Origin of the sequence: Ureibacillus thermosphaericus (assembly GCF_002370195.2) — a bacterium.
Lineage (GTDB): Bacteria > Bacillota > Bacilli > Bacillales_A > Planococcaceae > Ureibacillus > Ureibacillus thermosphaericus.
Genome location: NZ_AP018335.1, coordinates 2,910,315 through 2,932,636, shown reverse-complemented (window position 1 = coordinate 2,932,636; position 22,322 = coordinate 2,910,315). Strand labels below are relative to the sequence as shown.

Annotated in this window: 22 protein-coding genes, 1 pseudogene and 1 riboswitch; of the genes and pseudogenes, 12 read left to right on the top strand and 11 right to left on the bottom strand. The window is 35.8% G+C overall.

What is annotated here, in order from left to right:
• Positions 1-137: 137 nt before the first annotated feature.
• From UtA1_RS14240 to UtA1_RS14225, 4 genes are all read right to left on the bottom strand, one after another.
• On the bottom strand, positions 138-1,010 hold the full coding sequence (locus tag UtA1_RS14240) for an IS3 family transposase (protein ID WP_096550421.1): 873 nt from the start codon (positions 1,008-1,010) through the stop codon (positions 138-140).
• Positions 1,007-1,300 (bottom strand): helix-turn-helix domain-containing protein, encoded by a 294-nt coding sequence (locus UtA1_RS14235; protein ID WP_172597841.1) that lies wholly within the window; start codon positions 1,298-1,300, stop codon positions 1,007-1,009. The genes UtA1_RS14240 and UtA1_RS14235 overlap by 4 nt, the downstream gene beginning before the upstream one ends.
• Positions 1,301-1,781: 481 nt before the next feature.
• On the bottom strand, positions 1,782-2,888 hold the full coding sequence (locus tag UtA1_RS14230; protein WP_096551696.1) for a hypothetical protein: 1,107 nt from the start codon (positions 2,886-2,888) through the stop codon (positions 1,782-1,784).
• Between the two features lie 11 nt (positions 2,889-2,899).
• Positions 2,900-4,201, bottom strand: coding sequence for an SPFH domain-containing protein (locus tag UtA1_RS14225; protein WP_016838658.1), 1,302 nt, complete (start codon positions 4,199-4,201; stop codon positions 2,900-2,902).
• 191 nt (positions 4,202-4,392) lie between these two features.
• Between UtA1_RS14225 and UtA1_RS14220 the strand changes: the two genes are divergently transcribed.
• From UtA1_RS14220 to UtA1_RS14190, 7 genes are all read left to right on the top strand, one after another.
• The gene (locus UtA1_RS14220; RefSeq protein ID WP_016838659.1) at positions 4,393-4,749 is read left to right on the top strand and encodes an arsenate reductase family protein; all 357 of its coding nucleotides are present in this window, start codon (positions 4,393-4,395) and stop codon (positions 4,747-4,749) included.
• A gap of 79 nt (positions 4,750-4,828) precedes the next feature.
• Entirely contained in the window at positions 4,829-5,209 is a 381-nt protein-coding gene (gene gcvH, locus UtA1_RS14215) for a glycine cleavage system protein GcvH (RefSeq protein ID WP_016838660.1), read from the top strand.
• Between the two features lie 114 nt (positions 5,210-5,323).
• Positions 5,324-5,665 (top strand): toprim domain-containing protein, encoded by a 342-nt coding sequence (locus UtA1_RS14210; RefSeq protein WP_016838661.1) that lies wholly within the window; start codon positions 5,324-5,326, stop codon positions 5,663-5,665.
• A 12-nt stretch (positions 5,666-5,677) separates the two neighbouring features.
• On the top strand, positions 5,678-5,980 hold the full coding sequence (locus tag UtA1_RS14205; RefSeq protein WP_016838662.1) for a thioredoxin family protein: 303 nt from the start codon (positions 5,678-5,680) through the stop codon (positions 5,978-5,980).
• A 62-nt stretch (positions 5,981-6,042) separates the two neighbouring features.
• Positions 6,043-6,155: riboswitch (SAM riboswitch) on the top strand.
• A 178-nt stretch (positions 6,156-6,333) separates the two neighbouring features.
• The gene (locus UtA1_RS14200; RefSeq protein ID WP_096551694.1) at positions 6,334-7,359 is read left to right on the top strand and encodes a methionine ABC transporter ATP-binding protein; all 1,026 of its coding nucleotides are present in this window, start codon (positions 6,334-6,336) and stop codon (positions 7,357-7,359) included.
• On the top strand, positions 7,352-8,020 hold the full coding sequence (locus UtA1_RS14195; RefSeq protein ID WP_016838664.1) for a methionine ABC transporter permease: 669 nt from the start codon (positions 7,352-7,354) through the stop codon (positions 8,018-8,020). The genes UtA1_RS14200 and UtA1_RS14195 overlap by 8 nt, the downstream gene beginning before the upstream one ends.
• Before the next feature lie 62 nt (positions 8,021-8,082).
• Positions 8,083-8,937, top strand: coding sequence for a MetQ/NlpA family ABC transporter substrate-binding protein (locus UtA1_RS14190; RefSeq protein ID WP_016838665.1), 855 nt, complete (start codon positions 8,083-8,085; stop codon positions 8,935-8,937).
• Between the two features lie 145 nt (positions 8,938-9,082).
• Here the strand turns inward: UtA1_RS14190 and UtA1_RS14185 are convergent, their stop codons facing one another.
• Positions 9,083-9,985 carry a LysR family transcriptional regulator gene (locus tag UtA1_RS14185; RefSeq protein ID WP_026019096.1) on the bottom strand — a complete coding sequence of 301 codons (903 nt, stop codon included), beginning with the start codon at positions 9,983-9,985 and terminating at the stop codon, positions 9,083-9,085.
• Between the two features lie 553 nt (positions 9,986-10,538).
• Here UtA1_RS14185 and sufC point away from each other — a divergent pair.
• From sufC to sufB, 5 genes are read left to right on the top strand one after another with little or no spacing between them, the layout of a single operon-like run.
• Positions 10,539-11,324, top strand: coding sequence for a Fe-S cluster assembly ATPase SufC (gene sufC / locus UtA1_RS14180; protein WP_016838667.1), 786 nt, complete (start codon positions 10,539-10,541; stop codon positions 11,322-11,324).
• 19 nt (positions 11,325-11,343) lie between these two features.
• A complete protein-coding gene (gene sufD, locus UtA1_RS14175; protein WP_016838668.1) occupies positions 11,344-12,648 on the top strand; it encodes a Fe-S cluster assembly protein SufD in 1,305 nt (434 codons plus the stop codon).
• The gene (locus UtA1_RS14170; protein WP_016838669.1) at positions 12,648-13,874 is read left to right on the top strand and encodes a cysteine desulfurase; all 1,227 of its coding nucleotides are present in this window, start codon (positions 12,648-12,650) and stop codon (positions 13,872-13,874) included. Before sufD ends, UtA1_RS14170 begins: the two co-directional genes overlap by 1 nt.
• Complete coding sequence (sufU, locus tag UtA1_RS14165) at positions 13,861-14,304, top strand: Fe-S cluster assembly sulfur transfer protein SufU (RefSeq protein WP_016838670.1); 444 nt, start codon at positions 13,861-13,863, stop codon at positions 14,302-14,304. Before UtA1_RS14170 ends, sufU begins: the two co-directional genes overlap by 14 nt.
• Positions 14,305-14,324: 20 nt before the next feature.
• A complete protein-coding gene (gene sufB, locus UtA1_RS14160; protein WP_096551692.1) occupies positions 14,325-15,722 on the top strand; it encodes a Fe-S cluster assembly protein SufB in 1,398 nt (465 codons plus the stop codon).
• A gap of 162 nt (positions 15,723-15,884) precedes the next feature.
• On the opposite strand, the pseudogene catA reads toward sufB, so the two are convergent.
• The 6 genes and pseudogenes from catA to UtA1_RS14130 form a co-directional block, all read right to left on the bottom strand.
• A pseudogene (gene catA / locus UtA1_RS14155) lies at positions 15,885-16,639 on the bottom strand (type A chloramphenicol O-acetyltransferase).
• Between the two features lie 139 nt (positions 16,640-16,778).
• A complete protein-coding gene (locus UtA1_RS14150; protein WP_096552554.1) occupies positions 16,779-18,107 on the bottom strand; it encodes an MATE family efflux transporter in 1,329 nt (442 codons plus the stop codon).
• 145 nt (positions 18,108-18,252) lie between these two features.
• Positions 18,253-18,837: a helix-turn-helix domain-containing protein gene (locus UtA1_RS14145; RefSeq protein WP_096551690.1), complete on the bottom strand. Its 585-nt coding sequence runs from the start codon at positions 18,835-18,837 to the stop codon at positions 18,253-18,255.
• Between the two features lie 686 nt (positions 18,838-19,523).
• Positions 19,524-20,120 (bottom strand): adenylyl-sulfate kinase, encoded by a 597-nt coding sequence (gene cysC / locus UtA1_RS14140; RefSeq protein ID WP_096551688.1) that lies wholly within the window; start codon positions 20,118-20,120, stop codon positions 19,524-19,526.
• A 12-nt stretch (positions 20,121-20,132) separates the two neighbouring features.
• The gene (gene sat / locus UtA1_RS14135; RefSeq protein WP_096551686.1) at positions 20,133-21,272 is read right to left on the bottom strand and encodes a sulfate adenylyltransferase; all 1,140 of its coding nucleotides are present in this window, start codon (positions 21,270-21,272) and stop codon (positions 20,133-20,135) included.
• 12 nt (positions 21,273-21,284) lie between these two features.
• Complete coding sequence (locus UtA1_RS14130) at positions 21,285-21,989, bottom strand: phosphoadenylyl-sulfate reductase (RefSeq protein WP_016839276.1); 705 nt, start codon at positions 21,987-21,989, stop codon at positions 21,285-21,287.
• Positions 21,990-22,322 lie beyond the last annotated feature (333 nt).

The following is a 22,322-nucleotide window of genomic DNA, read 5'->3' as shown; positions in this document are numbered from 1 at the left end:
ATATTTATTATGCTCATCTTATGGGCGCTTTAATGTGTAAACTTTACAGGTATAATAGCAAGGAGCTATCTGCACAAGTGGAGGTGTTCATGCTCCTGTCAAGTAGACATTTTTATCCGCCCCGTATTAATCCAAATTTATGCTGCTTTTGTTCTATATTCCATCGGGCTCATTTTTAGTTTAGTTACGATACGTTTGGTGTTATAATAATTAATATAGTTTTCTACTGCTTCGTAAATTTCTCGTACAGTTTCGGGTTGACTAAAACATCCAAGTTCAACCTTCAGATGACTAAAGAAATTTTCAATGCAGGCATTGTCCCAGCAGTTGCCTCTGCGGGACATGGATTGAGTTATCTCCATCTCACGGAGATACTCTTGATAATCGGGATTAGTAAAGTGAGTGCCTTGGTCACTATGGAGAATCGCTCCTTTACTATATCCCCTTTTTTTAAGCTTTTCTAAGGCGCGATACACTAATTTCATTTCCAAACTTGTCCCCATTGAATAAGCCACGATTTCCTCATTAAATAAGTCTTTAATGGCACAGAGATATACCCATTTTTGACGTCCTCTTTTCACGCGAATATACGTAATATCAATGGAAAACTTTACTCCTTCTCGAATGGCTTTGAAGTTACGGCTAAGAAGATTGGGAATTTTTCCATGAACACTTGGACGATATCTAAATTTCTTTTGGCGAATTTTGCATACCAATCCATATTTCCTCATTAAACGGGCAATCCGTTTTTCATTGATGACTAACCCATATTGTCTTTCCAATTCAATTTTGATTCGTTTTCTCCCCACAGTACCACGGTGATCGTTAAACACCTTTAGGATATAAGGGATTAACCGTTCATCAATTTGATCACGATGTTTTTCTCCATTTCTCTTTAACCATTTATAATAACCCGCACGGGATACATTGGCGATTTCCGCTAAAATAGAAATCGGATATTGTTCTGCGTAAGCGTGAATAAAGGCAAATTGTTGTTCTTTGTCATTCACCCCTTTCTTAGATCTAACAACTTTTTTAAGTATTCGTTCTCCAACTGTAATAGGAGATATTTTTCTTCCAAAGATTTTTCAACAGGCGACTGTTTCTGTTTAGCTACTTTTTCTCTTTTGGTTAAGAGAGCTTCATAGCCTCCTTCTTTCACAATTTTCACCCATTCAGAGACTCTTCTCCGATGAATGTTATATATTTTAGCTACCTCTGTGGAAGAATACCCTTCGAAATATTTTTCAATGACTTGTTTTTTGAATTCAAATGTGTAATATCGATATTTTTTCGCCATTTCCATATCCTCCATTCATGTACGAAGTACGCCACCATTGACACCTACCTGATTGTCCGTAGTGATTGTAGATTGCAGATGATCTCAAAAAATAGCTCCTTGCGCTCACTCCGTTTGTCATTGTACTACGGACAAATCGCTTCTAAGTACTTGTTGGCGGGGCCCCGACCCCATCCACCAAGTACTAAGAATCGTGGTAGGTGTCAATGGCATTGCAGCTACGCTGTGGCTTTTTAATAAACCCAATAAATTCCCACATTTTATATTTATTATGCTCATCTTATGGGCGCTTTAATGTGTAAACTTTACAGGTATAATAGCAAGGAGTTATCCGCACAAGCTAGAATGAATCCGTACGAACAAGGGAGCCAACCGCACAAGCAAGAGCACTATCCGCACAAGGTAAAGGATTATCAAAGAAAAACGTTACGAAAAAAGAGCGACTTGCAAACATATACATTTTCTCAAGCCGCTCTTCATTCTAATATGAATTCTCCATAAAAAAGAAATAACCTAATAGGACAAATAGAAGAAGGATGAAGATTGTGATTGTAACTTTAATAGGAGAGATTGGATATTCTCCACCGACTTTGCCCGTTTGGCCATTCACCATAAATTGATAGACTTTATCTCTGTATCGAAAAGTCGATAGCCACAAAGGCAACATCAAATGTTTATATGTAATATCAGAATGGACTGTTGAAAATCGTAAATTTTTAACTACATGGGCGCGATGTTTCCATAAAATATGTTGTGTAATTTGAGATTCTAGATAATGATGAATTTCATTTTTGGCGATTTTCCAGCCGTCATCAAGACCAATACTGTATCGTTCAGCTACAAAACCATGCAAATACTCTTTTTGGTATGGGCGAGCATTTGTTAAATAAAAAGGTTCCACTTTGCTTAAAATATGAGCATCGTAGCGAGTAGAAGCGAGAACAAGGTGATCATCAATAAATTCTTGATAAAATCCTCTTGTACGATACCAGTCAGTAACGGTTTGAGGTTTTCCATCCTTATCGTATACCGTTCTTCTTCTACCATATGTTGCTGTATACTGTGAAGCGGTCTTTGTATCAAAAGTCCAGTAAGGCAAATAGATGCCTGTAAATGCTTCGGCTTTAGCTGATTGTCTAGCCTCATTAGGAGCAAACCATCTCCCTTTTATCCATTTTTGAAAGTTTTCGTTTGCTTGTTCCAATGTTAATTGAAATGGAATAATTCCGTTAGGAGCGATAGAGTGATCGTCTTTAATTTCCATCACATGATTTGATCCGCAATAAGGACATACGTTGGCTACTTCCAACGTATCATAGACTAATTCAGCAGCGCAGGCATCACAAATCACTATCTTTTTTTCGGCTCCCCAACGGAAGCTACTTCTAGCCTCTGCTTGATGGAAATCTAGCTCATCTATTTCTAAATCAGCCTCTAATTCTGCATTTGGAATCTCTTCTGTATGATGACAATAGGGACAAACTAACTTGCCTGAAGCAGGATGAAACTTGATGGAAGCACCACAGGATGGACACTTCGCATCATACTCATCTACTTCAATGAACTCTTGTTTTTCATTGGTACTCATACCAATCCTCCTTATTTGCGATCGTTTTCATCAATCACATCTCCGCATTCAGGGCAGAATTTCGGTGTAAAGGATGGATCTTTTGGTTGCCATCCACATTTATCGCATGTCAGTGCAAAGTTCGCTGGCTTTGGCGAACCGCATTCATAACAAAACTTCCCCTTATTTTCTGTGCCGCATTGACAAATCCAAGTATTTGATGTTGGTCGTTTGTTTCCGCATTCGGTACAGAATTTTCCTTGATTTTTCGCACCACAACTACATTGCCAAACAACATTTTGAGGATTTTGATCGACGGGTTGTTGTTTTTCACCCATTTCAAATAAATCTTTTGCATTGACACCACCTGCTTGCTGAGCCATTTGCAGTCCTGCAAAACCGACAAAGGCTCCTCCTTGATTTTCTGCAGCTTTTCTCATTGCTTCACTTTGAGCGTCAATTATTGTTGCTCCAGCCATAGATGGATTTCTGAACACTGCACTTCTTTGGAGTTGTTTAATCATTTTTTCATCTTCTTCTGAAGCATTGACCGCACTAATACCAAACGAAACGATTTCGATGCCTCGCTTTTTCATCCATTTATCAGATAATACTTCATTTAATGCTTTTGCAATTTCTAACGTATGTTGTGGAAGTTCGCTATAGCGTATCCCCATTGCAGAAATTTTAGCAAAAGCAGGTTGTAATGCTGTTAATAGTTCTGAGCGAAGTTGACCGTCGATTTCAGAACGTTTAAATTCATTTTGAACATTGCCAGAGACGTTAGAATAAAAAAGAATTGGATCCACAATTTTATAGGAATATTCCCCGTGACATCGGATGGAAATATCGATATCTAACCCGATATTTCGATCAATAATCCGGAATGGAATCGGTGTGGGAGTACCATATTTATTACCTGAAATCTCCTTCATGTTAAAAAAGTATACTCGCTGATCTTTTCCAGGCTCTCCACCGAAACTTAAACGCTTTCCAAAAGACTCAAAACTTGCTTTAATTGATTCGTTTAAGTCTCCATAAAAGATGCTTGGTTCTGTAGAAAAGTCATATACGTATTCTCCAGGTTCAGAGCAAAATTCAACTATTTTTCCCTGATCGACAATAATCATGCATTGCCCTTCATTGACTGCTATTATCGAACCGTTGCTAATGATATTGTCGCTTCCTTTACGGTTAAAACTTCTTTTACCGCCTCGTTTTTTTCCTTTGGTTATTAATACATCTGCAGGAATAGAGTCACAGTAAAAATACTCTCTCCATTGGTCAGATAAAACGCCGGCTAATGCACCGACACCCGCTTTTAATAAGCCCATACCATTCCCTCCAATAATCAAAATTTACATATAATTCATTCTACTTTGATTCTCTTATGAATGCATTATTTTTATTGATGTTAAATATCACTAAAATTTATGAAAATTCATACTTGAACACATGATTTCAATCGTGCATGATAAAAATAAGAAAGATTTGAAAAATTATTTAAAAATAAGGAGCCAATGAAATGTCGTTGAAATTTATTCATTATCCTAGATGTACAACTTGTAAAAAGGCGCAAAAATGGTTGGATGATAATGGAATAAAATATGATGCTATTCATATTGTAGAACAAACCCCAACGAAAGAAGAATTAAAATCGTATTGGGAAAAAAGTGGACTACCATTAAAAAAGTTTTTTAACACATCTGGACAAAAGTATAGATCCCTTGGTCTAAAGGATAAACTAGGTTCGATGTCTGAAGAAGAACAACTAGAATTATTAGCTTCAGATGGCATGTTAATTAAACGACCAATTGTTACAGATGGTGAAAAAGTGACTCTTGGGTTTAAAGAAGAAGAGTTTGAACAGACATGGAAGTAATCATCTAAAATAGCTTGTTTTTGAAATTGAAATATGTCAAACTGAAAAAAAGATTACATATCAGATGGAGGGTAAAAGTATGTCAATACCAAAGGAATTACGTTATACGAAAGAACATGAGTGGGTAAAATTAGAAGACGGTAAAGTACGTGTTGGAATAACTGATTTCGCACAATCTGAACTTGGTGATATCGTATTCGTTGAACTTCCTCAAGTTGGAGACGAAATTCAAATGAATGAACCTTTCGGAAGTGTGGAATCAGTGAAAACGGTTTCTGAATTATATGCGCCTATTTCTGGTAAAGTTGTTGAGGTGAATACTGAGCTTGAAGATAGCCCAGAATTAGTAAATGAGTCTCCTTACGAAAATGCTTGGATGATTGTTGTTGAACCTGCAGATTCTTCTCAACTTGATGAATTACTTACTGCAGAACAATACGAAGAAATTATTTCTGAATAATCTGTCTAAAACGCCAGGGAAAGAACTGGCGTTTTTTTAAAATCAAAATATAATATGTAGACAACACTATTCATCGTTTCTTCAGTTCTTATATAATACGTGGGGTGAGTAAAAATGCATTACGAAAAATGTATCATTGTAGAAGGTCGTTCAGATATGTTGAAATTGGCCCCAATTTTAGCGGAAGATGTGAAGATTGTCTGTACAAATGGTACTATAAGTGAAGAGGCGTTACTCGAGCTTATTGAGCCCTATGAAGAATGTCAGCTATATACTTTTTTTGATGCCGATCAATCCGGAGAAAAACTAAGAAAATTAATGAAGAGAATTTATTCGGAGGCTACTCACCTAAATGTTCCAAGAACATATATGGAAGTTGCAAACGCACCACGAAAAGTGTTAGCTCAATTACTGAAAGAAGCGAGATTTTTAGTTCATAAAGAATATTTAGCATAGGAAATGATTGATATGGAAGAATGGACAATAGAGAATTGGGAAGAAAAAGTAAACGAAAATGATATCACAGCATTTTATTTATATACACCTATTTGCGGAACATGTAAAATTGCATCAAAAATGATGGAAGTTATTGAAGAACTTCTTCCACACATTCCGATTGGGAAAGGAAATATTAATTTTTTGGAAGAATTTGCATACGAACAACAAATCGAAAGTGTTCCTTGTCTACTTATAACAAAGGACGGAAAAGTGCATGAAAAAGTCTATGCATTTAAATCCGTACAAAACTTATATGAAAAGTTGATTTTATAGTTGACAGATGATAGATTACGTGTTACATTGTTTCCATAATTAAATAACCGAATAGCAAAAAACTCTTATTAAGAGTGGTGGAGGGAAGTGCCCTATGAAACCCGGCAACCATCATATCATTGATATGATAAGGTGCCAAATCACGCAAAGTATTTATTACTTTGAAAGATAAGAGGAAGTTTTACGATATCTAAGTAGGTTGTTCAACTTCCCTTCTACTTATCAAAGTAGAAGGTTTTTTTATTGAAATGAAAGATTGTATACATAACGCTATAGTCAAAGGGTAATAAAAAGTGTAAAATGCACAATTGTAATATCAATACATATTGCGGTTTATAAAGGAGTACTCAAACATGATTGAAGTAAAAAATGTCACAAAAATCTTTAAAACGAAAAATGGGGAATTAACCGCAGTTGATCATGTAAATTTGTCTATTCAAAAGGGTGAAATTTTCGGAATCATCGGATATAGCGGTGCCGGAAAAAGTACATTGATTCGCCTATTGAATGGACTCGAGAAACCAACGAGCGGTTCTGTCATAGTGAATGGTCTTGAAATTTCTTCAATTAAAGGAAAAGAGTTACGGCTTGCTCGCCAAAAAATCAGCATGATCTTCCAACATTTCAATCTTTTATGGTCAAGAACAGTCGCAGAAAATATTGCTTTTCCTTTAGAAATTGCAGGGGTACCAAAAGAAGAAAGAGAAAAAAGAGTTCACGAATTAATTGAACTTGTAGGTTTAAGTGGAAGAGCGGATGCTTATCCATCCCAGCTTTCCGGTGGACAAAAACAACGGGTTGGTATAGCAAGAGCATTAGCTAACAATCCAGAAGTATTGCTTTGTGATGAAGCCACAAGTGCTCTAGACCCAGAAACAACTGATTCAATTTTGCGATTATTATCAGATATTAATCAGCGTCTTGGGTTGACAATTGTTTTAATTACCCATGAAATGCACGTGATTCGAAAAATTTGCCATCGCGTTGCGGTGATGGAAGCTGGACGTGTCGTTGAACAAGGTGATGTTCTTGAAGTGTTCCAAAATCCTCAAGCTGAAATAACGAAAAACTTTGTGATGCAAGTTTCGGATTCAAGAGAATCAAAAGAATCCATTGAACACATTTTGAAAAATTATCCTTCTGGAAAATTAGTAAAATTAATTTTTGTTGGAAATACAACAGAAAGACCGATTATTTCATATTTAATTAAAGAGTTCCAGTTGGATATCAACATCCTTCACGGCAATATTTCACAAACGGTGAATGGCTCTTATGGAACGTTAATTGTTCAACTTGACGGTGATTCTGAAAATGTCGAGAAGGCTTTGGAAAAACTGAAATCGATGAATATTAAAACGGAGGTGATTACGAATGATTGAGGCATTATTTCCGAATGTAGATTGGACAAAAATGTGGGAAGCAACCTATGACACACTCTACATGACAGCTATTTCTACAGCAGTTACCTTCGTTCTCGGCATAATCATAGGTATACTGTTATTCTTAACAAGTCCACACCAACTTTGGGCTAACAAAATTGTTCATTTCTTGACGGGGTCCCTTGTGAATATCTTCCGTTCGATTCCGTTTATTATATTAATTATTTTATTAATTCCGTTTACAAAATTTTTACTCGGAACTATTCGTGGTGTAAATGCGGCTTTACCAGCGTTAATTATCGGTTCAGCGCCGTTTTATGCGCGTTTAGTATTAATCGCTTTACGCGAAGTAGATAAAGGTGTTATTGAAGCAGCAAGATCGATGGGTGCGAATACTTTCACAATTATATGGAAAGTATTAATTCCTGAATCCAAACCTGCGCTCATTTCTGGAATTACTGTCACAGCTGTTGCTCTTGTTGGTTATACAGCGATGGCAGGAATCATAGGTGCAGGCGGTTTAGGGAACTTAGCTTTCTTAGAAGGTTTCCAAAGAAGTAGAGAAGATGTCACGTTAATGGCAACGATTTTAATACTTGTCATTGTATTTGTCATTCAATGGATTGGTGATACGATTACTGCCAAAACGGACAAGCGCTAATTCAGGTGATGGAGGCGATTTGCCTTTCACATAAAATTTAATGGAGAAGGAGTAATGGAAGGATGAAGAAAGTATTATCATTTTTATTCCTATCAGTGCTTGTGCTAGTATTAGCTGCATGCGGTACAAGTTCAAATTCTTCAACTGATGAAGGAACAAACGACGATCAACAAGCAACAGAAAAAGTAACATTAAAAGTAGGTGCTTCACACACACCTCACGCAGTAATTTTAGAGAAAGCAAAACCAATCCTTGCTGAAGAAGGAATCGAGTTAGAGATTGTACCATATCAAGATTATGTTTTACCAAATCAAGATTTAAATAATGGCGATCTTGATGCAAACTATTTCCAACACATTCCGTATCTTGAACAAAAAGTTGCTGAAGAGGGTTATGATTTAGTAAATGCTGGTGGAATCCACATTGAGCCAATGGGGATTTACTCTAAAAAATATCAATCTTTAGATGAACTTCCTGATGGTGCAACAATTTTAATTTCAAATTCTATCCCAGACCATGGTCGTATTTTATCACTACTTGAAGCAAATGGCTTAATCACATTAAAAGAAGGTATCGATAAAACAAAAGCAACTTTAGAAGATATTGTTGAAAATCCGAAGAACTTAAAAATCGAAGCAAGCGATGCTCCTGAGATGATGGTTACTTATTATGAAAACAAAGAAGGAGATGCGGTTGTTATTAACTCTAACTTCGCAATCGATGCTGGAATTAACCCAGTGGAAGATTCAATCGCAATTGAAGGTTCAGAATCACCATATGTAAACGTAATTGCTGTACGTTCTGGCGATGAAAATAGAGAAGAAATTAAAAAGTTAGTGGAAGTATTGCGTACAAAAGAAATTCAAGACTTCATTCTTGAAGAATGGGGCGGCTCTGTAGTACCAGTGAGCGAATAATAAAACGAAATAACCTCCTAATCGAAAACGATTGGGAGGTTTTGCATGTTTAAGAGAATTAAATAAGGTGACCTTTGCCTTCTTGATTTTGAGTATGTTGGCCATTACGAAACAGTTCTTTAACAATGAAATTATGTTATATCCTCTATTGAAATTGATTTAATCTGGAGAAGAATGTTTGAACAAATTTGATAAATACTTGTTCTGAAGGAGCTAATTCTCTGTTTGTTGGATAAATAATTCCTACATTGCGGGTGATATTTGGATTATCGATTTTCATTTTGATAGTTAACCGTGGTGTAGAATCGTAGAAAGAACTTTCTGGCAATAATGTTACGCCAATTCCTGCTGCTACAAGCCCCTTTAAAGCATCCATATCTTCTCCCACCGAAGTGGCTATAGGAGAAAAGCCTGCTGATTTGCAAGCATCGACTACGACTTTATGTAAAATATATCCTTCAGGGAAAAGGACAAAGTGATCATGACGTAGTTCATCTAAATGAATTTTATCCCGCTTCGCCAGCCGGTGATTGGCAGGAAGCAATGCACAAATGTTTTCATTGAATAAAATCATTGAATCGATTGTTTCATCTTTCTTTGGTACCGGTCCTAAAAATGCAAGGTTTAATTCACGGTTTTTGACTGCCTCAATTAAATAGCGATAGGATCCTTGGCGTAGATGGAAAGAAACGTCAGGATATTCTTTTTTAAAGGCAGAAATAACTGTTGGGAGGACGTAACTTGCTAAACTAGTAGGGAAGCCAATTTTAATGGACCCCTTTTCAGGATCTAAATATTCTTCCACTTGCTTAACAGCATAATCAATAGCATTCAGAGCGGTAATTGCATGCTCTAAAAAAATTTTACCAATCGGTGTTAGTTTCACGTTTCTCCCTACACGTTCAAAAAGTGCTGTGCCAAGCTCTTCTTCTAGATTGGCAATTTGTCTGCTTACAGCTGATTGGGCAACATGAAGGTGTTCAGCTGCCTCGGAGATATGTTCCCGTTCTGCAACTTCAACAAAATATCGTAATTGACGTAATTCCAGTGTTCTCCCTCCTAATCATCTAAAAAATAGATGGGTTGATAAAAAAATATATACAATTTATATTAATGGAAAATGCCAATAATGTAAACGTTTAGGAAAAGGAACATTGTTGCATAGATTGTATATATCAGTCAAAGTCAAGGGGCATGAAAGGGCAGAAATTTGATTTACTACTACTTTAGAAATTTCTTAAATAACAATTATTTCAAAGGATGAATTTAAGAACTCTGAAAAGAAGCATAGACTGAATGCAATTAAAAAAATATATCGAAAGATGTTGGTTGATAATAGCTTTCTATTCAAAAAATTCTTTCATTAATAACTGTTCTCAATTACGATTTATTTATTGAAAATAAACATTCCTTCTTTTTACATTGTCTTGATTTGTTGTTAAGAATTTAATGTTCGGAAATTCTAATATTGATGAGGATTTTACTCAATGATGGGAATAAATGATTAAATGTTTTGCATGCTCACTTGTTTTCGGTTAAGATTAGAATGATAATAAATTAGAAATGGTATTACCATTTATAGCAAAAATGGAGGTATATAGATGTCAACATTAGTTATTAAGGATCTTCACGTTTCAATTGAAGGTAAAGAGATTTTAAAAGGTGTAAACTTAACAATTAACACAAATGAAGTACACGCAATCATGGGTCCTAACGGTACAGGTAAATCTACTTTAGCATCTGCTATTATGGGTCACCCAAAATACGAGGTTACTCAAGGAACAATTGAAATAGATGGACAAAACGTATTAGAAATGGAAGTAGACGAGCGTGCTAAAGCAGGTTTATTCTTAGCAATGCAATATCCATCAGAAATCTCCGGAGTAACAAACGCTGACTTCATCCGTTCAGCAATCAACGCACGCCGTGGTGAAGGTAATGAAATTTCCATTATGAAATTTATCCGTGAGCTAGATAAAACGATGGAATTCTTAGAAATGGATCCAGAAATGGCTCAACGTTACTTAAATGAAGGTTTCTCCGGTGGGGAAAAGAAACGCAATGAAATTCTTCAAATGATGATGATTAAACCTACATTTGCTATTTTAGACGAAATTGACTCAGGTCTTGATATCGACGCATTGAAAGTTGTATCTAAAGGCGTTAATGAAATGCGCGGTGAAAACTTCGGTTGCTTAGTGATTACTCACTATCAACGCTTGCTTAACTATATCACTCCAGATTACGTACACGTAATGATGCAAGGTAAAGTGGTGAAATCTGGCGGACCTGAGCTAGCTAAGAAATTAGAAGCTGAAGGTTATGAATGGATTAAACAAGAATTAGGTATCGAAGACACAGATGCAGTAACGGAAAAAGAAGCTTAATTTAGGAGGACGATTATCGATGACGGTTGAAACAAAATTGGCGTTATCAGCTAGTGAAGTCCGCTCGTTCTCTGAGTTAAATAATGAACCGAAATGGTTTACTGATTTACGTGCGGCTGCGATTGAAAAAGCTACTGATTTACCAATGCCTAAACCAGATAAAACAAATATTGAAAAGTGGGATTTTATCAATTTCCCTAAACATACGGTGAAAAGTGAATCTTTCACGATTGAGCAATTGCCTGAAGCAGTAAAAGATTTAATTGACATTGAACAACAAGAAAATCTTTATATTCAAAGAAACAACACACCGGTAGTTATAAAGCTTTCAGAAGAATTAAAAGCACAAGGTGTGATTTTCACAGACTTCTTAACAGCAGTTCGTGAACATGGTGATTTAGTACAAAAATATTTTATGACAACAGCTGTTAAATTAGATGAACATAAATTAACTGCTTACCATGCAGCATTAGTAAACGGCGGCGTATTCTTATATGTTCCGCAAAATGTTGTAATTGAAAAGCCGATTCAAGTTGTGTTCCTAAATGATGATGAAGAAGCTTCATTATTTAATCATGTATTAGTGGTTGCAGATAAAAATTCTTCTGTCACTTATGTAGAAAACTACTTATCAACAGTTGACAGTGCAAAAGGACAAGCGAACTTAATTGAAGAAGTTATTGCATTAGACAATGCACAAGTTTCTTTCGGTGCAGTTGATGTGTTAGCAAAAGGCTATACAACATATGTAAATCGCCGTGGACATTTGTATCGTGATGCAAAAATCAACTGGGCATTAGGATTAATGAACAACTCAGATACTATTTCTGAAAATATCACTCATCTTGTTGGTGATGGTTCAAGTGCTGATACAAAAACAGTTGTTGTTGGTACTGGAAGTCAAAAGCAAAACTTTACAACAGAAGTTCGTCACTGGGGTAAAAACTCTGAAGGCTTCATTTTAACTCACGGAGTAATGAAAGATGCTGCTCAATCTGTCTTTAACGGAATTGGTAAAATCGAGCATGGTGCTTCCAAATCAAATGCTCAACAAGAATCCCGTGTACTCATGCTTTCAAGTAAAGCTCGCGGTGATGCAAACCCAATTTTATTAATCGATGAAGATGATGTAATGGCAGGACACGCGGCATCTGTTGGACGAGTTGATCCAACTCAACTGTACTATATGATGAGCCGTGGTATTTCAAAAGAAGAAGCAGAGCGTTTAATCATCCATGGATTCCTTGCACCGGTTGTAAGCTCATTGCCAATTGAAGGAGTTAAGAATCAATTAACGAAGGTTATTGAAGGGAAAGTTCGCTAATGAATGAATTTCGAAAAGATTTTCCTATCTTAAATCAAGAAGTAAACGGTCATCCGCTCGTTTACCTTGACAGCGCTGCAACATCACAAAAACCTGTTCAAGTGTTGGAAGTTGTTCGTAAATATTACGATTTTGATAATTCCAATGTGCATCGTGGTGTTCATACGCTAGGAAACCGTGCAACGGATTCTTATGAAGGGGCGCGCGAGAAAATCCGCAAATTTATTAATGCTAAATCAACAAAAGAAATCATTTATACTCGAGGAACAACAACATCTTTAAACACGGTTGCTAGTGCTTATGGAAGACAAAATGTTCAAGAAGGTGACGAGATTGTCATCACATATATGGAACATCATTCCAATCTAATTCCATGGCAACAACTAGCGAAGGAAAAAAATGCAGTATTAAAGTACATTGATTTAGAAGAAGACGGGACAATCTCTTTAGATACTGTGAAAGAAACGATTACTCCAAAAACAAAGATTGTTGCAATGACGATGGCTTCTAATGTGTTAGGCACCATTAACCCGATTAAAGAAGTTGCTAAAATTGCGCATGAAAATGGTGCGGTAATGGTGGTTGACGGAGCCCAGGCAGCACCTCATATGCCAATTGATGTTCAAGATTTAGATTGCGACTTTTTAGCATTTTCTGGCCATAAAATGTGTGGGCCAACAGGTATCGGAGTACTATACGGTAAGCAGGAACTTTTAGAAAATATAGAGCCAATTGAATTTGGCGGTGAAATGATTGACTTCGTTGATTTATATGATTCTACTTGGAAAGAGCTTCCTTGGAAGTTTGAAGGCGGTACACCAAATATCGCTGGGGCGATTGGATTGGGAGCTGCAATTGATTATTTAACGAATATTGGATTAGATAAAATTGCTAATCATGAACATGAATTAATCGAGTATGCTTTATCTGAAATGGATAAAATTGAAGGCCTTCATATTTACGGTCCAAGAGATCCAAAAAAACGTTGCGGTCTTATTACTTTCAATTTAGATGGCGTGCATCCTCATGACCTTGCCACTGTACTTGATATGAGAGGAATTGCAATTCGTGCAGGACATCATTGTGCTCAACCGTTAATGAAATGGTTGAAAGTTTCTGCAACTGCAAGAGCGAGCTTCTATATTTATAACAATAAGGAAGATGTCGACGCTCTCGTTGAAGGATTGCGCGCAGCGAAGGAGTATTTTAACAATGTCTTTGAATAATTTAGATCAACTTTATCGTGCTGTAATTATGGAGCACTACAAAAAACCTCGCAATAAAGGGTACTTAGATGAAAATAATGTAACAGTGGATATGAATAACCCAACTTGTGGAGACCGCATACATCTTACGTTAAAAATCAATGATGGAATCGTGGAAGATGCCAAATTTGATGGTGAAGGCTGTTCGATTTCCATGTCATCTGCCTCTATGATGACAGAAATAATTAAAGGGAAAAAAGTGGAAGAGGCATTAAAATTAGCTGATATCTTCTCAAAAATGATGCTTGGAGAAGAAATTGATGAAGAAATTTTAGATGAATTAGGAGATATTGCTGCACTACAAGGCGTATCAAAATTTCCAGCTCGCATAAAATGTGCAACTCTTGCTTGGAAAGCGATGGAAAAAGGTGTAAGCAAAGAGATAGAATAACTTTGAACGGAGGAGAGAACATGGCAAAACAAATGCCGGATATTGGCGATTACAAATACGGTTTCCGTGATAAGGACGTTTCTGTATTCCGTTCAAAACGTGGATTAACCGAAGAAATCGTCCGTGAAATTTCAAAAATGAAAAATGAACCAGAATGGATGCTCGAGTCTCGCTTAAAGGCTCTTGAAATATTCTATTCAAAACCAATGCCACAATGGGGTGGCGACCTATCAGCTTTAGACTTCGATGAAATTACTTACTATGTAAAACCAACTGAAGCAACACAACGCTCTTGGGATGAAGTGCCTGAGGAAATTAAGCGAACTTTCGACCGATTAGGTATTCCGGAAGCTGAACAAAAATATTTAGCCGGAGTTTCAGCACAATACGAATCAGAAGTGGTTTACCACAATATGAAAAAAGATCTTGAAGAAATGGGAATCATCTTTAAAGATACAGATTCTGCTCTTCAAGAAAACGAAGAACTGTTCAAAAAATATTGGGGAACAGTCGTACCAGCATCTGATAACAAGTTTGCTGCTCTAAATACAGCAGTTTGGTCAGGTGGTTCATTCATTTACGTTCCACCTGGTGTGAAAGTGGAGACACCGCTTCAAGCATACTTCCGAATTAACTCTGAAAATATGGGTCAATTCGAACGTACATTAATTATCGTTGATGAAGGTGCCCATGTGCATTATGTTGAAGGTTGTACAGCACCAGTTTATTCAACAAGCTCACTTCACTCAGCGGTTGTTGAAATCATCGTAAAGAAAAATGCTTATTGTCGTTATACAACAATCCAAAACTGGTCTAACAACGTATATAACTTAGTAACAAAACGTACAATCGTTGAAGAAAATGGTACGATGGAATGGATTGACGGTAATATCGGTTCAAAATTAACAATGAAATACCCTGCTTGTATCTTAAAAGGTGAAGGTGCTCGTGGTATGACGTTATCCATCGCATTAGCGGGTAAAGGTCAACACCAAGATGCAGGTGCAAAAATGATTCACTTAGCACCAAATACTTCATCTACAATCGTGTCAAAATCCATTTCAAAACAAGGCGGTAAAGTAACTTATCGTGGTATTGTCCGCTTCGGTCCAAAAGCAAGCGGTGCTCGTGCAAATATTGAATGTGACACATTAATTTTAGACAATCAATCTGCTTCAGATACAATTCCATATAACGAAATATTTAATGACAATGTATCCCTTGAGCATGAAGCGAAAGTTTCTAAAGTATCAGAAGAACAATTATTCTATCTCATGAGCCGCGGTATTTCTGAGCAAGAAGCTACAGAAATGATCGTTATGGGATTCATTGAACCATTCACTCGCGAACTTCCAATGGAATATGCGGTAGAAATGAACCGCTTGATCAAGTTTGAAATGGAAGGTTCAATCGGTTAATGTGAGGAAAACCTTTGTATGTCAAGGGGCTATGAGGAAGGTATTTAATAAATAGTTATTTTGCCGATTAGAATTATCGTTTACTGTAGGAGGCGAACTTTATAAGTTCGTCTTCTTCTTTTTCGGTAATATTATGACGTAGCAATTTTTCGCTCGTTCAAATTAAACTAGACTGGAACCGTTTTTCAGGAAATATTCGAACGAAAAAAATAAGGTTAGTGGCATTAGAAAACCGACTGTAAAAGTACAGTCGGTTTTTTCTCAAATTATAAAAGCCAGTCATTAGGTGTATCTGCTAATTCCTGAATAGTATTCATAAACAATCCTGCATGATAGCCATCACAAACAGAATGATGTACTTGTAAAGATAGTGGTAAATAGATGGAATTACCTTTATGAATGAATTTTCCTGCTGTAATAATGGGGAGAAGGTAATTGCTATTATTATTGATATTTAAGTTAAACCCAGTGAATGAAGTCCACGGAATAATGGAAATAGAAAAAGTGTTTTCGGGTATAGGAGTTTTGGGAAACAATTTCCCTGTACCATTATATTGATCTAAATCAGAAAGGTATAGATTGTAAAACTCTTTAAAGTCATCTTTTACAGGAGTCCATATACCTGAGAATGTTTTAGAATCATTATCAAAAATTGTATAAATTGGGTCTAATCTATCCCAATAACCTAACTCTCCATTGCTATTATAACCAGTTCGAAAAGCTACATTTGAGTTTATCACCTTTGTCACTAAGAAAATAAATGCAGGATAGAATTTATATTTTTTCTCTTTTATGTTTCGGTATAACTCAGTAATCTCAATTTCTGTTGTTATACTAAAAGTTGTTTGTTGGTTCAAAAAATGATTAAATATCTCTTTTCTTTTCCAATTGTCTAAATCAATTTTATGAAAGTTCATTTGCTATGCCTCCTAAATTTTTAATATAAAGTAAATTTAGGAGGCTGACTTGTCTGCTTTCTTCATAAGAATCAATCCTTTTTTAAAGTCAATTTTATTGTATCATAAAATTGTAAAATAGCTTCTTTTATAGTAGGTTTTAATTAATTAATACATTAAGAGATTTCTTTTTCCAATAAACTTTGTAGTAAATAGATTGCGCCAAGAAATTGAATATGAACGCAACAGGATATGCGAGCCATATTCCTGCTATCCCAAGTCCTGTAAAATGTGATAGGGAGTATGCTACTGGGACTCCAATCAATAAAATACTTGTAATCGTAAAAATTGTTGGCCAAAGAACAGTACCTGTTGCCCTCATTGTTGCTGAGATTGCCTGTGTGTGACCCAAAATTAAATAACTCCAAAATGAGATGATAATCAGACCTTTTGCTATATTAATCGTATCAGAATTGTCTACAAAGATTCTTAAAATAGGTATTGGTAACAGGTAAAGAATAATAATTGGAATACTGCCAAGAACATAATTAAGAGTTATTGATATTTTTGTAATGTGTTTTATATTTGAAATGTTACCTGAACCTAAGGCTTGTGCAACAAATACTGAAATGGCAATGTATATACTCATTGCTGGTATTTGAACGTAACTTGCAATTTGATTCACGATTCCATATGCAGCCGTTGCATTGGATCCATAATCATTGACAAAAGTGATGACTGCAATTTCTGACAATGCGATTGTAACCATACTTATGCTTGTAGGAATGGCTAATTTCAGTAAAGTTTTCAATATCGGGCCTTTCAAGTGAAGATGTTTCAAAGTATAAGAATCTAATTTGAGTACATGATTTTTTTTGTGTAAATACACTAATAGAATCACGAATGTAATGAAATTGGATAATACAGAAGCATAAGCAGCACCGTTTAATCCGAATTCCGGTAAACTTAACCACCCTAGAACAAGAGTTGGAATCAAGGCCATATTTAAAAAGATACTAATTAATAAGAAATAAAAAGGTGTTTTTGAATCGCCAACACCTCTCATAAAAGTTGTATAGCACATATATAAGAAAGTAATAGGTAATGTTACAAATAAAATACGTGCATATTCTGCACTTGCAATCAAAATATTCGCAGGTGTTCCCATCCATTTTAAAATTTCTTCTGTAAAGAGCCCTCCGATTACGGCGACTGCAAAGGATATAATCATCGTAAATGCCAAAGTGACTCCAACAACTTCCTTCATTTTTAAGATATTTCCTCCACCGTACGTTTGCCCAATTAGAATGGAACTACCAGATCCAATTCCTATTGCAAAGGACATTAAAAAAAAGAATAGAGGGAAGAATGCAGAAAAAGCTGCCAAAGAATTTACTCCAAGTTTTTGCCCAATGAACATCATTCCAAATACTTGACCTAATGATTGAAAAGCACTTGCAAAAATGACAGGTATGAGGAAGGAAATCATTGGTTTTGCTAAGTCAATCGATTTATTTAAAGGTTCATTCAATTCATGCAACTCCTATTAGGTTTCATTCAAAAGAAGACCTCACTTTTGAAATATATGAACAAAGTGAGGGAGAAAAATAACCAGTATGAAGTTTAGCAAGTAATTATAAAATTTGGTAATATAAACCAAATTGAGTATCATACCATAATAGTTTGCTATGTTTATGTTTCGGGATACGTATTTGTATACCCCATTCAGGGTACTGTTTAATAATTTGAATTTGATCATCAGTAGCAATAGCAATAAAGGATATATAATGATCTTTTTTCATAGAATGATTGCTTGAAATAAACCATTCATTTTCAATTTCTGTAATTGATAGCTTTTCTTCGTCTGTTGCTTCCTTTGCTACTAATTGTTCTAATTTTCTCCCACAGCAAGACAGGGTTATATCTCCAGTTGCTAATACAATATTATTGCATGTTGGACAGACAAAAAAATTCGAATTTTTCATATTTCCTCCTACAAATTGATTAGAAGTTAATTCACCTTCTAAGATATTTTCTATATTGACTCCCAATAAGGTAGATAAACTTGGTAATAGTGAGATATCTGGACAACCATGTCCACGTTCCCATTTTGAAACTGTTCGATCGGAAATGTTCATTTGTTCAGCTAATTGTTTCTGCGTCAACCCTTTTTCTTTCCGCAAGTTATAAATTAATTCTCCAACTTTACGATTATCCATCTTTTCTCCTCCTGACCTATTTCCATCTTAGGGGGTTATATGTTTAGTATCAACAAACGCTCCGTAGAGTTAAAATTTTTCGTTGGCTAATATTAGGAAGAAGTTGACTAATATCGTGCTCCGATTGACTAATAAGTTCCCGAGAATGACTAATATCCGCAGACTGAAAGCTCAAATTTATTTCATTGGCTAATATTAGGAAGAAGTTGACTAATATCGTGCTACGAATGGCTAATAAGTTCCCGAGAATGACTAATATCTGCAGCCTGAAAGCTCAAATTTTTTCCATTGGCAAATAAAGGGAAGAAGTTGACTAATATCGTATTACGAATGGCTAATAAGTTTCCGAGAATGACTAATATCTGCAGACTGAAAGCTCAAATTTTTTCCATTGGCAAATAAAGGGAAGAAGTTGACTAATATCGTATTACGAATGGCTAATAAGTTCCTGAGAATGACTAATATCTGCAGCCTGGAAGCACAAAATTTTCTCGTTGACTAATATATGGAAGAAGTTGACTAATATCCTGCTTCGAATGGCTAATAAGTTTCCGAGAATGACTAATATCCGCAGGCTGGAATCTCAAAATTTATATTTTAAGAAAATTTAACATAAAAAGAAGCAGGGGAAAATAAGCCCTGCTTCTTTACTCTATATTGAGGGGGAGTTTTCTATACAATTTTTATTATTTGATATATCCTTTTTCAATTAAAAAATCAATCAATTGAGCTGTGCATTCCTCAATAGAATATTTTTCGCTATCTACAACAATTTCAGGATGATCTGGTGCTTCATAAGGAGCAGAAATGCCCGTAAAGTTCGGAATTTCATGATTTCGCGCTTTTTTATACAACCCTTTTGGATCTCTTCGTTCACATTCTTCAATAGAACATTTCACATATACTTCGATGAATTCACCCTCATCAACAAGGGATCTCACTAAAGCACGGTCTTCTTTATATGGTGAAATAAAAGCCGTCAACACGATTTGTCCGCTTTCCACAAATAGTTTTGAAACTTCACCGATTCGACGGATGTTTTCTTTTCTTGATTGTTCATCGAATCCTAAATCCTTATTTAAACCGTGGCGAATATTATCGCCATCCAGTACAAAGGCTTGATTTCCACGGTCAAACAATTCTTTTGCCAATGCGTTGGCAATGGAAGATTTTCCGGATGCAGATAAACCGGTAAACCAAAGAATGAAGCTGTGGTGGCCATTTTTCTTTCGGTAATCAGCTTTCGTAATCGATGTATTATGCCATACGATGTTTGAACTCATTGTAACAACTCCTTATGAATGAACTTCTTCACGAAGCCCGCGAATTAATACTTCTACTACTTCTTTGCGGCTGAATGTGCTTGGAGGGATCTCTCCATTACGCAACATTTCTCGTACTTTAGTTCCGGATAAAATGATACGAGAAGAAGCATCATGTGGACATGTTTTAGTTGTTGCCATGCCGTCGCATTCTGTACAATAGAAACTATGTTCAAATTTTAATGGTGTGATGCCGATTTCTTCTGGAGTGAAGTTGTCAAACATTTTTTGTGCGTCATATGTTCCGTAATAATTTCCGACACCTGCATGATCTCGACCAACAATAAAGTGAGTGCAGCCATAATTTTTTCGAACAAGCGCATGGAAAATGGCTTCTCTTGGTCCTGCATAGCGCATTGCTGCAAGGAATACGCCTAACTGCACACGGTCTTTTGGATAATATTTATCGAGCAATACTTCATAACTTTCCATACGAATTTTTGCTGGAATATCGTCTGACTTTGTTTCTCCTACTAAAGGATTTAAGAAAAGGCCATCCACGATTTCAAGAGCTACTTTTTGAATATACTCATGCGCGCGATGCACTGGATTTCTTGTTTGGAAGCCAACAACCGATTTCCATCCTTTTTCTTCAAATAAAGCGCGTGTTTCTTTCGGGTCGAACGTGTAGTCAGGGAATAATTTTTTTGTTTTCTTCACAAGCGTTACTTTTCCGCCAACATATACATTTGGACGTTCAAATAGTTTTTTCACGCCAGGGTGGTTTAAATCATCTGTTCCATATACATTTTTTGCTTCAATTGATTTATCGGGTGTGTAAATTTCATGAACTTCAATCGTACCGTATACTTCTCCATTAAATACTAATTTCGCTTTTTCACCAACTTTTAATGTAGCAGCAACTTCTTCTGTGACAGGTAATGTGATCGGAATGCTCCAAACAATGCCGCTAGCCAATCGCATGTTTTCGACAACACTTTTATAATCTTCTTGTGATAAAAATCCATCTAATGGACTGTAAGCGCCTACTCCGATTAACTCCAAATCACTTAATGCAATTCCATCTAGAGGAATTTCTAATTGCAGATGCTCGTATTTTTCATTTGGGTTAAATCGATTAATTAATTCTCCACCGTGGGGTTGAATTGTCATTGTTCCATCCTCCTAATCAACATGTAATCCGCATTCTGTTTTATTGAGACCTGCCCATCTTCCTGAACGCAAGTCATCCATTGTATAAGCTGGTTTTGTGCAATGAGCGCAACCAATACTCGGATACCCCTGGTCGTGAAGAGGGTTGTATGTTAGTTGATGTTTGCTTACGTAACGCCATACATCTTTCCATGTCCAATGAATGAGTGGGCATATTTTTATCGATTGAAATTTATTATCTTTGTTAATAAACTCCACATGTCTTCTCGTTTCAGATTGTTCACGGCGTAAACCAGATATCCATGCTTTTGCTCCTGTTAACGTTTCATGGAGAGGGATTATTTTTCGTATTTCACAACATTTATTCGGGTTAGTTTTCCAAAGTTCATCCCCATATAATTTCGCTTGTTCTTCTAAGGAAATAGAAGGCCTCTTTAACTCAATATTTAATTGGGGATATTTTTCTTTAACTTTTTCAATTGTTTCATATGTTTCTTTAAAATGAACATCCGTGTCTAAAAACACAATGTTCGCATCAGGCTTTACTTTTGAGATTAGATCAATTAACACAATGCCTTCGATGCCAAAGCTACATGCATAAATCACATCATCTCCGTAATGGTCATAGGTCCAATGTAAAACATTCAATGCCCCTTTATAAGTTTCATCCACTTCAAAATCTATCAATGAATCTTGCCATGTGTGATACGTTAGCATGCGATTCCTCCTTTCAATAAAAAAGAGGCGTTTTAATGTAAACAAAAAAGAGAATTTACATTAAAACGCCTCTAGTGTTCTAGTCAGCGTATCAAGTTATAAAAAATTTTAGAAATGTAATTTTATTTAAAGTATACTATTTTTATTGAATTTATCAATATTAAAAATGATTTTTTAAAATTTTATAAAACCATGTTGACTAATCGGAAAAATTGGATTATTGTATGTTTCAAAGAAAAAGAATAATGGTTTCATTCGAAAACCGATCAGACAAACTGAAGGTTGCTTATTTATTCCTTGGATTAAAAGGGGAATGTAAGCAACCTTCTATTA

Coding starts and splice junctions, on each gene's coding strand:
- UtA1_RS14190 (WP_016838665.1), top strand. CDS start 8,083: ATGAAGAAAGTATTATCATTTTTATTCCTATCAGTGCTTGTGCTAGTA.
- sufB (WP_096551692.1), top strand. CDS start 14,325: ATGGCAAAACAAATGCCGGATATTGGCGATTACAAATACGGTTTCCGT.
- UtA1_RS14230 (WP_096551696.1), bottom strand. CDS start 2,888: ATGAGTACCAATGAAAAACAAGAGTTCATTGAAGTAGATGAGTATGAT.
- sat (WP_096551686.1), bottom strand. CDS start 21,272: ATGACAATTCAACCCCACGGTGGAGAATTAATTAATCGATTTAACCCA.
- UtA1_RS14220 (WP_016838659.1), top strand. CDS start 4,393: ATGTCGTTGAAATTTATTCATTATCCTAGATGTACAACTTGTAAAAAG.
- UtA1_RS14145 (WP_096551690.1), bottom strand. CDS start 18,837: ATGGATAATCGTAAAGTTGGAGAATTAATTTATAACTTGCGGAAAGAA.
- UtA1_RS14200 (WP_096551694.1), top strand. CDS start 6,334: ATGATTGAAGTAAAAAATGTCACAAAAATCTTTAAAACGAAAAATGGG.
- sufU (WP_016838670.1), top strand. CDS start 13,861: ATGTCTTTGAATAATTTAGATCAACTTTATCGTGCTGTAATTATGGAG.
- UtA1_RS14235 (WP_172597841.1), bottom strand. CDS start 1,300: ATGGCGAAAAAATATCGATATTACACATTTGAATTCAAAAAACAAGTC.
- cysC (WP_096551688.1), bottom strand. CDS start 20,120: ATGAGTTCAAACATCGTATGGCATAATACATCGATTACGAAAGCTGAT.
- UtA1_RS14170 (WP_016838669.1), top strand. CDS start 12,648: ATGAATGAATTTCGAAAAGATTTTCCTATCTTAAATCAAGAAGTAAAC.
- UtA1_RS14130 (WP_016839276.1), bottom strand. CDS start 21,989: ATGCTAACGTATCACACATGGCAAGATTCATTGATAGATTTTGAAGTG.
- UtA1_RS14225 (WP_016838658.1), bottom strand. CDS start 4,201: ATGGGCTTATTAAAAGCGGGTGTCGGTGCATTAGCCGGCGTTTTATCT.
- UtA1_RS14210 (WP_016838661.1), top strand. CDS start 5,324: ATGCATTACGAAAAATGTATCATTGTAGAAGGTCGTTCAGATATGTTG.
- gcvH (WP_016838660.1), top strand. CDS start 4,829: ATGTCAATACCAAAGGAATTACGTTATACGAAAGAACATGAGTGGGTA.
- sufC (WP_016838667.1), top strand. CDS start 10,539: ATGTCAACATTAGTTATTAAGGATCTTCACGTTTCAATTGAAGGTAAA.
- UtA1_RS14195 (WP_016838664.1), top strand. CDS start 7,352: ATGATTGAGGCATTATTTCCGAATGTAGATTGGACAAAAATGTGGGAA.
- sufD (WP_016838668.1), top strand. CDS start 11,344: ATGACGGTTGAAACAAAATTGGCGTTATCAGCTAGTGAAGTCCGCTCG.
- UtA1_RS14205 (WP_016838662.1), top strand. CDS start 5,678: ATGGAAGAATGGACAATAGAGAATTGGGAAGAAAAAGTAAACGAAAAT.
- UtA1_RS14150 (WP_096552554.1), bottom strand. CDS start 18,107: ATGATTTCCTTCCTCATACCTGTCATTTTTGCAAGTGCTTTTCAATCA.